Source organism: Enterocloster citroniae, assembly GCF_040545455.1.
Lineage (GTDB): Bacteria > Bacillota > Clostridia > Lachnospirales > Lachnospiraceae > Enterocloster > Enterocloster citroniae.
Genome location: NZ_JBEPLZ010000013.1, coordinates 1 through 12,104 on the forward strand (window position 1 = coordinate 1; position 12,104 = coordinate 12,104).

11 protein-coding genes are annotated in these 12,104 nt (G+C 47.3%); 5 read left to right on the forward strand and 6 right to left on the reverse strand.

Annotated features, from left to right (window positions below; translation table 11 throughout):
• Positions 1–126: 126 nt before the first annotated feature.
• Positions 127–792, reverse strand: coding sequence for a hypothetical protein (locus ABID13_RS16700; RefSeq protein ID WP_007862648.1), 666 nt, complete (start codon positions 790–792; stop codon positions 127–129).
• Positions 793–1,099: 307 nt separating this feature from the next.
• Between ABID13_RS16700 and ABID13_RS16705 the strand changes: the two genes are divergently transcribed.
• Positions 1,100–1,966 carry an AraC family transcriptional regulator gene (locus ABID13_RS16705; protein ID WP_007862650.1) on the forward strand — a complete coding sequence of 289 codons (867 nt, stop codon included), beginning with the start codon at positions 1,100–1,102 and terminating at the stop codon, positions 1,964–1,966.
• A gap of 1 nt (position 1,967) precedes the next feature.
• The gene (ilvD, locus tag ABID13_RS16710) at positions 1,968–3,638 is read left to right on the forward strand and encodes a dihydroxy-acid dehydratase (RefSeq protein ID WP_007862652.1); all 1,671 of its coding nucleotides are present in this window, start codon (positions 1,968–1,970) and stop codon (positions 3,636–3,638) included.
• Positions 3,639–3,906: 268 nt separating this feature from the next.
• Here ilvD and ABID13_RS16715 read toward each other — a convergent pair whose 3' ends face one another.
• The 3 genes from ABID13_RS16715 to ABID13_RS16725 form a co-directional block, all read right to left on the reverse strand.
• On the reverse strand, positions 3,907–4,734 hold the full coding sequence (locus ABID13_RS16715; protein ID WP_007862654.1) for an HAD family hydrolase: 828 nt from the start codon (positions 4,732–4,734) through the stop codon (positions 3,907–3,909).
• 10 nt (positions 4,735–4,744) lie between these two features.
• The gene (locus tag ABID13_RS16720; protein ID WP_007862655.1) at positions 4,745–5,350 is read right to left on the reverse strand and encodes a sugar O-acetyltransferase; all 606 of its coding nucleotides are present in this window, start codon (positions 5,348–5,350) and stop codon (positions 4,745–4,747) included.
• 295 nt (positions 5,351–5,645) lie between these two features.
• The gene (locus ABID13_RS16725; RefSeq protein WP_007862658.1) at positions 5,646–7,112 is read right to left on the reverse strand and encodes a Na+/H+ antiporter NhaC family protein; all 1,467 of its coding nucleotides are present in this window, start codon (positions 7,110–7,112) and stop codon (positions 5,646–5,648) included.
• A gap of 397 nt (positions 7,113–7,509) precedes the next feature.
• Between ABID13_RS16725 and ABID13_RS16730 the strand changes: the two genes are divergently transcribed.
• Together ABID13_RS16730 and ABID13_RS16735 are read left to right on the forward strand one after the other, a co-directional pair.
• On the forward strand, positions 7,510–8,082 hold the full coding sequence (locus tag ABID13_RS16730; protein ID WP_048929403.1) for an AraC family ligand binding domain-containing protein: 573 nt from the start codon (positions 7,510–7,512) through the stop codon (positions 8,080–8,082).
• Entirely contained in the window at positions 7,970–8,374 is a 405-nt protein-coding gene (locus tag ABID13_RS16735; RefSeq protein WP_082173808.1) for an AraC family transcriptional regulator, read from the forward strand. The genes ABID13_RS16730 and ABID13_RS16735 overlap by 113 nt, the downstream gene beginning before the upstream one ends.
• A 108-nt stretch (positions 8,375–8,482) precedes the next feature.
• Here the strand turns inward: ABID13_RS16735 and ABID13_RS16740 are convergent, their stop codons facing one another.
• Both ABID13_RS16740 and ABID13_RS16745 read right to left on the reverse strand, forming a co-directional pair.
• Positions 8,483–9,661, reverse strand: a complete 1,179-nt coding sequence (locus tag ABID13_RS16740; protein ID WP_007862661.1) for a mandelate racemase/muconate lactonizing enzyme family protein — start codon at positions 9,659–9,661, stop codon at positions 8,483–8,485.
• A gap of 11 nt (positions 9,662–9,672) precedes the next feature.
• Positions 9,673–10,911, reverse strand: coding sequence for an ABC transporter substrate-binding protein (locus ABID13_RS16745; RefSeq protein WP_048929404.1), 1,239 nt, complete (start codon positions 10,909–10,911; stop codon positions 9,673–9,675).
• A 261-nt stretch (positions 10,912–11,172) separates the two neighbouring features.
• Between ABID13_RS16745 and ABID13_RS16750 the strand changes: the two genes are divergently transcribed.
• Positions 11,173–12,093 (forward strand): AraC family transcriptional regulator, encoded by a 921-nt coding sequence (locus ABID13_RS16750; RefSeq protein ID WP_156200031.1) that lies wholly within the window; start codon positions 11,173–11,175, stop codon positions 12,091–12,093.
• The last annotated feature ends 11 nt before the right edge of the window (positions 12,094–12,104 follow it).

Here is a 12,104-nt window from a genome sequence, read left to right on the forward strand (position 1 = left end):
ATATCCTGGCGGTCTTATTTTGATACCCACTTTTCAACCTGTATAAATTTTTCAATGTTCTTTAAAATTTAGCTTGACTTTTTATTTGCAGGCTTATTTTTTATGTTTTGTTTCATAGGTTCCTACTCATTTCAACAGGCCCAGGACATATTCCAGATTCTGGCGGAAATTGCCGTCCCCAACAAATTTCTTGGCAAACAGAGCGCTTCCCATTGTGAACGTCCATGGGTTCATTTTCAGAACCTCTGCAACCCTCTCATCGCTTCCAATGCTACCTGCCAGGATAACGGGCTTCTTTGCCTTTGCTATGTATTCTGCCGACAGGGCAGCCGGATCGCCGTCCACATACCTGTACCCCAGCAGATCAGTTCCCATGCAGCCTTTTTCAGCAAACATTGCTTCCTGGTCCAGCATCTCCTGTACAGTTCCCTGCAGAATGCTTGGGTTCTGTGTTACTGTACCTGCAAATGGGCAATACTTTAAATCTGTTGTCTTAATATACTCAAACACGCTGTCATAAAAGATGGTTCCTACCAGATAATCAAATCCACACTCCACTGCCAGCTTGGCGCCGCGCATACACTCGGCCTCGGTGTAGCTTACCACTTCCAGGAATGTGGTCTTTCCGTTGTCCTTCATGCACTGTGTCAGTTCCTTCATCTTATCCGGTTCCATGCCGTGATCCTTAAATCCCCAATACTTAACCGGAAGGTCCTTGCACGCCAGGAATGTTTCCATTGCATCCGGCACCGTTACATCATTGTGTGTTAACATAACTATTAATTCTGACATCTTCATCTTCTCCTTTTCGCTTTTCTATTTGTTGTAGTTATCTTGTTGCAATTATTGCTTTTGCTTAGCACGCACTAATCATAATCCAACCTTTCATTATTTGTCGATTAAGTATATTGCCGCTGGTATTACATTTTTTGCCTTCCTGGTATTTGCTGATTTATCAAGGCTCCTCCACATATACTTCCTTGCTTTTTACATTACATATCTTGCTTTTTACATATATATCAATTGAGTGGGGATTTTTTTTGTGATATGATTCTATATAACAATTATTGCTTTTACCAAAAGAAGGGGGCATGAATCAATGGAGGCTGTTTTTCTATCCAAAACAGATGTTTATAATGGGAACTATTCCATCACCAAACGTGACGCTACCCATGAATTTTCAAAAGAAATGCATTACCACGACTTTTACGAGATGCAGTTTTACCTCTGCGAGTCCGAGGACGGAAAGATAGGGGAAATTACCATGAACGGCAAAACCAGGGAGCTGACTCAGGGATGTATGGTCCTGATCAATATGTTTGATGTGCATCAGATCAACATTACCTGCAAGGTTCCATATACACGCTACTGTATTTCCTTTGATTCCAGTCTGCTGCTTTTTGCATGTTCCAATGCATCCAATCTGTTCAACATCTTTTCACACTGCGCTGACGTAAAATACTCCCAGCCTCTGACCCCGGCACAGATTGCTACCTTTGTGAGCATTTACAATAAGCACGAACATTTAACCGTCAGACACGGGCGGGATATCATGGAGAAATCCCTGATCCTGGAAATTTTTGCCCATATCTACGACATTTTCTATGACGGGCAGGAAATCAGTGCCACGGACTCCAGAAGCCTTGCCGTCATCACGGAGCTGATCAATTACATAGACGCCAACATTGCCGGGGACCTTTCCCTGGAACGGCTTGCAGAGCATGTGAATTTCAGCGCCTTTCACCTGAGCCGTATGTTCAAACGGTATACAGGCACCACCCTGAACAAGTACATCATTACCAAACGGATCGACAAAGCCAAGCTGTCACTGAAAAGCCAGGTTCCCATCACTACGGTCAGTAAGGAAGTTGGCTTTAACAACTACAATCATTTTTACAGGACCTTTAAAAATGTAACAGGCATCAATCCTGCCAAATACAAGGAGATCATGGAAAAGGAGAAATAATATGAAAGACTTTAACCAGAAATACTTTACAGGCGACTCCGCTGCGCATTCCCGCTCAGTGTACAAGGGAAGCGGGTATGACCCCCAGGACCTGAACCGCCCCCACATCGGGATTGCCAACACCTTCAGCGAAAATTCCGCAGGCCACGCCCATCTGAGGGAGCTGGCTGCTGCTGTGAAAAGCGCTATATGGCAGGCAGGCGGCGTTCCCTTTGAGTTCGGACTCCCCTCCACCTGCGCCGAGGTTGCCATTGGCACGGATACCATGTGTATGGACCTGGCCATGCGTGACATTGTGGCATCCGGCATTGAGATTGTGAGCAGTGTCCAGCATTTTGACGGACTGGTTCTTTTATCCGGCTGTGATAACATTGTCCCCGGCACCCTTCTGGCAGCTGCCAGACTGGACATCCCGGCCATCTGCTGTACCGGCGGACCCATGCTCTCCGGCCGTCTGGACGGCAAACAGTTCCTGCAGTGCGATGTCACCGAGTTCTCATATGGACAGATCTCAAAAGGAACCGCAAGCAGGGAAGCCATCCTAAAAGCGGAGTGCAGTGCCTGCCCGTCCATGGGTGCCTGTTCCTCCATGGGAACAGCCAACACCATGCAGATCCTGGCCGAGGCCCTGGGAATGACCCTTCCCGGCGCATCCACCATCCCTGCCGTATTCACAGACAAGATCATCAGCTGTAAGCAGATCGGACGCAGGATCGTGGATATGGTCCACGAGAATCTGGTCCCCTCCCGGATCATCACCAGGGAAGCCATTGAAAATGCAATCTACATGGATCTGGCCATCGGCGGTTCCACCAACGCGGTCCTCCACCTTCTGGCCCTGGCCAATGAGCTGAATATTGAATTGTCCTTACAGGATTTTGAGAGACTGAGCCGCACCACGCCATGTATTGCAAATGTGCGCCCCAGCGGAGTCTACGCAGTGGACGACCTGTTCTATTCCGGCGGTGTGCCTGCCATCTTTAAGCAGCTGGAATCCATTGTCCACAAGGAATGCCTGAATGTCAGCGGCCAGACCCTGGGCGAGATCCTGAGTACTGTCCCATCCGAACCTGATGACGTGATCCGCTCCCTGGACAATCCGATCGTAAAGGACGGCGGGCTTGCGATCCTGTCAGGAAACCTGGCCCTCAACGGCTGTGTTGTGCGCTCCTCCACAGTCAAGGAGAGCATGCATCATTTCCGTGGTACGGCCAAGGTATTTTCCAGCGACAGCGAGGCACATGACGCCATTATCCAGGAAAAGGTACGGCCCGGTGATATTATCGTGGTCCGATACTGCGGCCCCGTGGGCGCGCCCGGAATGGTGGAGATCATGGAAGCCACCGAGGCCATCATCAACCTTGGCCTGGACGAAAGCGTTGCGCTGATCACAGACGGAAGGTTCTCCGGCTTCTGCCACGGTCCCATCATCGGACATGTATCGCCTGAGGCGGCCATTGGCGGAACCATCGCCCTGGTAGAGGATGGGGATCTGATCGATATTGATATCCCGGGGCGCTCCCTGACCCTGCTGGTGTCTGATGAGGAGCTGGAAAAGAGACAAAAAGATCTGGTCTTTCCGGAACCGAACATTAAAAAAGGATTTATGCGCACCTATGCCAAGAACTGTCTGCCTCCGGAAAAGGGAGCAGCCATGCAGATGTGGGATTAAATAAGGGATTGGCAAAAACAGCCCAGGCAATATTCCTAAATGGAATCATTGCCTGGGCTGTTTTTGATACTTCTTATATGGATACCCTCATCGGACAAGGGTATAAATACTAAAAGTCAGGTGCCGGCTCAGATGGCGGCACAGGCAGGGTTGAGCAAGGGCTGATAAGACCCTGGGGTAGCTCGGGCATAGGAATGGATTGAGTGGACCATTCTTTGATGGAGGGTTCCCTGCCTGTGCCGTCCATCTGAACCAGCACCTTTTTATTTTATATTCCCAGTTCTCTTCTGAGGAACTTTGCAACGCCGTCATGGTCGCAGTCTTCCAGTACATCCGTCACTGCCTGCTTCACCACCTCCAGCGCATTGGCCGGCGCATAGCTTCTGTCAGCGATCTCGATCATTGGCATGTCGTTATGGTTATCCCCAAACACCACCAGCTGGCCGCATCCCAGCATGTCCTTCAGTCTTAAAAGGGCATGGCGCTTGCTGGCCTTGTGGCTGAACACCTCAAGACAGTAAAGTCCATTATAGATATTCAGGTAACAGGTATAGTGGATTCCCCGGACCTGGTCAAGGCTTTTGCAGATGGGTTCTAATTCCTGCTCCGTGCCTGTGAGGGCAAAGTAGACCACATCCCCCTGTTCCATCTCTTTTCTGAAATCATCGGTCCGGTACACACGCTCACAGCTCTCCAAGGCCCTTTTGCTGTAATACTGCTCCTGGGCTTTTAAGGAATCATCACCGTAGCAGATGCTGATCTGTTCATCATGGAACAGATACATGAAACAGGATTTTTTATTTTCCTCAAATGCTCCTATTACTTCCCGTGCCGCATCCCTTTCTATCTTCTCTGCGTGAAGGTATTTCTTTGTGTTAAAGTCATAGATAAACACGCCGTTTGTCAGGATAGCCGGGGTCTGAAGGTTCAATTGTTTCAGTCTGTAATCACAACCATAAGGCATTCTTGCGGTGGCAACAGAGAACAGCATTCCGGCCTCAATACACCGGTTGATGATCCCGGCCGTGTAATCCGTCACTTCCTTTTTGCTGTTCAGCAGAGTTCCGTCCAGATCTGATATATATAATGTCTTCATGACCATCCTCCTAATACTTCTTTAATATGTCAAAATAGTCTGTTTTCTCATCTTCCGTAATAGGGCGTATCACCTTACAGGGTACGCCTGCCGCAACCACATTGGCCGGAATGTCCCTGGTTATAACACTGCCGGCGCCTATAATGGTGTTATCGCCTATGGTAATCCCATGATCCATGTGCACGCCGCCTCCCACCCATACATGATTGCCTATTTTTACTGGTTTTGCAAAGCAGGCTCCTGCTGCCCTCTCAGCAGCGTTGTAAGCATGTCTGGCCGTATAGATGGATACACGGGGTCCAAACAGCACATGATCCCCTATTTCAATGGGACCCGGGTCCAACAGAATGCAGTCAAAGTTGGCATAGAAATTCTTTCCCACCGATATATTAAATCCAAATTCACAGCGGAAGCCAGGCTCAAAAAAAGCATGCTCTCCCACGTTCTTTAACAGTTTTTTTAGTATAGGTTCCCGGATTTCCGGCGCCTGCCCATAGCTGGCATTGTATTCATTGGTCAGCTCGACCGCAGTTCTCCTTGCTTCCACCAGTTCCGGGGTTAAGTCATTATACATTTTTCCCTGTAAGATCCGCTGCTTCTGCTCCTCAAACGTCATCTTCCTACTCCTCCTCATGTCAAGTTACCCTCAGTAGACAAGGGAACACACGGTTTTGTACCACAGATTTGCGATTCTGCGGCTTTACTGTCGCTGGGCGTACGCCGACTGATGTTAACGCAGCCAGCCGCCAAAAGACGGCAGTTGGGGCGTGTGTGCCCTTATCCACTGAGGGTATGTTACCTAAAGTATAAATTGGTTCTGTTATTTTTCCTATTACATTTCTTGCTCGAATGATGACATTTACAATAACCTGCCTTTTCTCTTAGGATCGACAACTTTAAGGACGCATTGGCTATTCCTGAGTCATAAAATACTCTTCCGTATATCCAAGACGTTGAATTTCCATCTTCTGGTCATATTTTCTGCCAATACCGGTGATGGCGCAGATCAGGTATACAAGGCCGATTATAATTCCGTAAACCCCTCCCAAAGCCAGGGATGCCGGTGATGTGACAACAGGGCACCACCCATATACAGAGTTGGCAATGATGGAGGTGGCACAGAATGTAAGGGCCGGGCCGCCCCAGGGCATGGTGTAGCTGAATGCTGCCTGGACCGCGTCTGAGAAATTGGCGATCCTGTAGTGGGAAAGGTGGTACTTGTTTGCAATCTTCAGCATAATAGGTCCGGCAACGATCTGCGATGTAATATTATTACATAATCCAAGTGCCGAAACCGCAATACAGCACCAGCAGACAATCTCTGCCCCAACCTTTGTTTTGACAAACCTTCTCTCTATCTTTTCCAGCAAGGCTGCCAGAGCACCGGACACCTGCATGATGTGAGCCAGGGCAAACACCAGGAAAATGAGAACGATCATGCCGTACCAGCCTGAAATGGCATCAGTAATGGCCCCTCCCACGGTTCCGTTCACTGTATCAACGGCAACCAGTAAATTCCAGTCAAACAATCCGGTGGCAAGACCAAGAATGATCGCTACAATCCCGCCATAGGTCAGGGCCTCGATCAGCGTCTTACCCTTCATGGCCAAAAATACAATCAATGCTGCCGGAATCAGCATGATCAGACCTTCCGGGGAAGCCTGTGCTACGATTCCCTGATATGCCTCTTCCGAGATCTCAACAGCTCCGGAGGACAAAAGCCCTCCTCCTGTTACAATAGCCAGAGTGATCAAACCTGCTACAATGGTATAAGGCATACGGTTTTTAACCAGTCCGGGAACATCCACTCCCATGGTTGTAGCCGCAGTAATGGTGGTATCTGAAATAGGCGCCAGGTTATCCCCGAAACCGCCGCCGCTGATAATGGCAGCCGCCATCCAAAACGGGCTTGCCCCCAGGGCAACTCCGGCCGGATACAGGAGTACGGTCATTGCCGCCACGGTTCCACTGCCAGTGCCTGTTGCGGTCGAATACATGCTGGCGAGGATAAAGGTAAATCCCACAAAAAGCCCGCCTGTCAAATGGACATTTAATCCCAGCCAGATCAATCCGTCAACCAGCCCGGATGCCTTGAGAATACCTGCGACAGCAGCAGACCACAGCCAGCAGAAAATGGCTGTTGTCAGCAGGTTTGACGCTGTTCCGCGACAGATCTCATCAAAATATGCCACCGGATCTTTACAAAGCCACATGCCGATGATAATACCCACAATTGCCACGATCCAAAATCCCTCAACGGTTGCAATATTAAAAATCGCCAGGCCAAAGGATCCTAAAATAAATAACAGGAACGGTATTAAACTCATATAAATACCGCCATAAAATGTAAGCTTTTTAGCTTTTAAATCATTGCTCATATTTTTCCTCCATTTTAAATAAAATGATAAGACATTTTTTTGAACATCGGCCGTATGTTCCTTTGCAGAAGTCATCACCTGATTCCAATTAACATCTTGCTTGGTTATGTCTTCAACGTGCTCTTATACTATCACAGGAAAAATGCAATAACAATAGTTAGGGATTCCGACCGCAAAATAAGTAATCAACTAGGCAATATTGGTCAACTATTACTATTTTTTTCTAATTTACGGTAATAAATATAGCATATTGCCCAATATTCTGCATTCTACTTCTTTTTTCAAATTTATGTTTTCATATATTGCCCTCTTTTTGCTTCAGCCTTTACACAGGTCCGCCGCAAGGCTATAATAATTAGAAGCTAAAAATTGCGCCTGTACAAAAGGAGGAGTGAAAATGGCGGATGTATATCTAAAGAGCGCAAATATCTACCGCGGTGATTACAGCTGTATCTTGTATAGCCGAGATTATGAGTTTACTCCCGGGGGGCATTATCACGATTTTTATGAAGTACAATTTTATCTTCAGGATGCCGGCTCCATTCTGATCGGGGACCAGGAATACCCCCTAAGGGGGGGAGATATTGTGTTTCTCAACATCTTCCAGCCACACTATGTTAAACTTAGGAATGACGGGACCTATTATAAAAGATTCTGTATATCCCTGGACAGTAATTTCCTGTTGCAGGCCTGCACTGAGGAGACAAACCTACTGCAGTTATTCCATTCTGAAAACAACAGATATCCTATTTTAGCTGTGGGAACCGTCCGCTTTAATGAGTACGTATCCCTGCTGCTGAAATACGAACAGCTCCCACAGTATTCCGGAAGCGACATTATGCTGCGCTCCATTATCTATGAGATTTTGTCTGACCTGTACCGCGATTTCACCCCCCCCCCCATCAATTTTGGACACAACGGACACCCAGACCGCTGCCGTCATCGCAAAATTGATTACTTATATCAGTGAACATATCAATGAGGATTTAAGCCTTGATTTTCTGTCCGAACATTTTTTTTACAGCAAATATCATCTTTGCCGTGTATTCAGAAAATACACCGGTAAAACACTGAATGTATATATCAATGAAAAACGGATCGATACAGCAAAGCAGTATCTGACAACCGACCTTTCAATAAGGGATGTCTGCCGCTGCTCCGGATACCATAACTACAGTTATTTTTATAAGACATTTTTAAAAATAGTTGGCATTGGTCCGTCCGAATACAGACAGGCCTCGCTGGAAGGGCAAAAAAAATAAAAACAGTAAAAGGCGTTTAAATCCCATTTCTGGTTTTTAACGCCTTTTAAATACCTTCTCCCGGTATAAAGTTCTCAAACGGCTGCCGCCATATTACGTCTATATCCGTCAATCCACGGAAAACCGCTTCAGAACTTCCTCATTCACCTCAACTCCAATACCCGGTCCATCCGGAACCTTTACCATTCCGTTTTCCATTCTGACCCTTCCATATACAAGATCGTTTCGGAAAGGATGCTCTGATTTATCAAATTCGATCATCGGCTCCATGGGATTCAGACAAAGAGGGGTTGGCGGAAGGGACGCAATGTACTGCAGGGAAGCTGCCTGACCGATCCCCGACCCCCACACATGGGGGATCACCATGGTATTATATGCCTGAGCCATGGCTGCCACCTTTTTCATCTCGGTGATGCCGCCGCAAGAACACAGTTCCGGCTGCAGGATATCCAGGACATGGCCTGATATCCAGTGTCTGAATCCAATCTTTCCAAAGACATTCTCACCAGCTGCAATATAGGTGGACGTCAAGGTCTTTAACTCCTTGTATCCTTCCAAATCTTCAGGTGGAAGCGGCTCCTCAAAGAAATTCAGCTTTGCGTCCTCAGTCTCCAGGAGAACCCGCCTTGCAGTTCCTGCATTATATGCGCAGTTGGCATCCACCATCATAAGGACATCATCACCCACAGCCTCCCTAACCGTATGGACAAACTTGATATCATCCTTCACATCAAACCCAATGACCAGTTTAAATGCCTTAAACCCGTCTTCCAAATACATCTTCGCCTCATCAATGGAATCCTGATAGGTAAAATTTTCCTTTCTGTAAAATCCGGTGGCATAAGGCTGGATCTCTGTTCTAAAGGCGCCGCCAATAAGCTTATGCACTGGTTTTTGTACTGCTTTTCCAATAATATCCCACAGTGCAATGTCCACTCCGCTCATTGCATTCACGGCAATGCCTCCCTGGCCCACCTGACGGGTCAGATTATACATTTCCTCCCATAAAACTTCCACATCAAAGGGGTCTCTCCCAATTAACAACGGCTTTAACCAGCTGTCGATCGTGATCCTGGCGGGTTCCGGGGGCTGTGTGCCATGGCACATGGATTCTCCCCAGCCCACAATTCCCTCATCTGTCTCAATTTTCACAATCACAGAGCAGCGCTCCTTGATAATCCCATTTCCATATGCGGTGGGATCTGCCAGTGTTTCACGAAGTGCATATGTAATTACATCCCTTATTTTCATTTCTGTTTTAATGCCTCCAACTCTTAATTTTGTCATTTGACCATTTCCTATGGCTCAAAATGCTGGAATGCCCCGTCTTTTACCTGGATAAAATGTGCTTTGCACTTTACATTATCTCCATTTCCGTCAAAAGCAACCTCACCTGTCACGCCGCTGTAATCCGTATTCGCCCGGAGCCACTCCACCAGATCCCGCCCTGTCAGGTCTTTTGCTTCCTTTGACTTTAAGGCTTCCGCCACCACATAGATGGAGTCATAGCATCCTGCCCCCCACTCACCGGGAGCAAAGCCTGACAATTCCTTGTATGCCTCCACAAACCTCTGGACCTGTTCATTCTCCACCGTGGGGTCAAATCCACATACGGAAACAAATCCTTCTGCTGCCTCACCTGCGATTTCAATAAACTGAGGGTTGGACGCCCCTCCCAATGAGAAGATCTGGCCATCATATCCAAGAGAGCGGGCCTGCTTGGTAAAAAGTGCTGCCGGGGAATATTCCGACATAATGATAACACAGTCCGCTCCCTGATTCTTAAAGTTAGTTACATGGGCCGTGTAATCCTTCTCCGTGGTAGGGTTCACACAGGCTGTGGAAATAAACTCCATCCCATATGTATCTTCCAGATAACCTGCACAGTACTCATAAGAAGATACATCCGTGTCGCTAACCGTATAGATGATGGCCGGTTTCTGGAACTTCATTTCATTTACGATCAGGTCACACAGCTGCGCCACATTTGCATTATCCCTGTAACTGACTCGCAGCAAATTCTCAAACCCGTGCTGTGTCAGATGATCCGCTGTATTGATACCTGCGATAACAGGCAAATCCACTGTTTTATATACAGGGTAAGATGCCTGAGTCCCTCCGGAAGACACCGTGGTCATAACAAAACGGTAACCGGGATCTGCAACAATCTTCTCTGCGCAGATGATCGTCTGATTGGGATTCAGCTGGTCATCATACACATCAAACTCCAGATTTTTCCCAAGGATTCCACCGGCTTCATTGATTTCATTTACAGCCAGCTGGATTCCATTCAGCTGCTGCGCTCCCTGGGAAGCCGCATCTCCTGTCATGGGCCCTACCACAGCAAACCGAATGGTCCCTGCTTCCGTTTCCTGTGAAGCGGCTTCCTGCGAGGCTGATCCCTGTACGGCTGATTCTGCTTTTTTTGTGGTTTCTGACTTTTTATCAGACTGCACTGAAGCAGCCTTCTGACATCCTGTGCTGAGTACCATGGCCATAATGAGACATACCGAAACGCTAACAATCGCTTTTTTCATGATTACCTCCCCTTATTTTGTATCATAATTTTGCATCATAAGATTATTGTATTATTACAGCATAACAACAGCGTTAAACCATACGGCTATTCATTGATCCCATACAGGGCACATGCCGGCTTATCCCTGTAATTATTCTGGATTATTTGTTGAATATTACCGTTTCGTCTGATACAATCATTATATCACGAGAAAGGAGAGGCATCACTCGGTGATATCCGCAATTAATTGTACTATATCAGCGAAACATGCCAGTCACTTATGGACTATTATGATACCATCACCCGTGCCCCGCAGATAGGGGTAAACGAACAGCTGGAGGAGATCAGCCTTTCCAGTTCCGACCTCTCTCCTTACAGCATCTTCCTGGATGAATTTAAACAGCATTCACTAACTACCTTTCAAAACCATTGGCACCGCTCACTGCAATTCAGTCTTGTGATTCTGGGGCAGGTCAAATATTCCATGGGCTGCGATGAGTATATACTGAATCCCGGAGAGGGGATCTTTATCAACTCCAATGCACTCCACTGTGTCAACTCACTGGCCCAAGAAGACAGCTGCGCCATCACCCTGCATATGGACCCGTCTCTGATCAGCAGCCAGAGCGATATCCTTCTCTACACCAAATATGTTGCCCCGATCATCAATAATACCCTTTTTAAATGCATCGTGTTGCAGGAGGACTTTGCGTGGAAGTCCCAGGTTCTGGAGTCCCTGCGCCGTATTTTTGATGCGGAAATGCATCGGTGCACAGGGTATGAACTGTTCATCAAATCCCAGTCCTGCTCCATATGGCATCAGATCGTTGCCAATTCTCCCTCTATTCTGGATCAGGTTCAGACAGAAGACTCAATTGACAGCCAGAGAATACGGCTCATGTTGGATTTTATCCATCATTCATACCAACAGAAGATAACCCTGTCTCAACTGTCCCATGTATGCAATATAAGCAAAAGCGAATGCGGGCGGTGTTTTCAGCGCACGCTTAACATACCTCCCTTTGATTATATACTCCACTACCGCATAGAGGTTGCCGCCAGGCTGCTCAGAGATTCACAGACCACCATTTCCGAGATTTCTTATGGGGTGGGGTTCTCTGAGATCAGCTATTTTTATAAGCAGTTCAAACGCATAACCGGCTATACGCCAAAAGAATACCGACTGTTATGCCGGACATAACCAAAACTTAA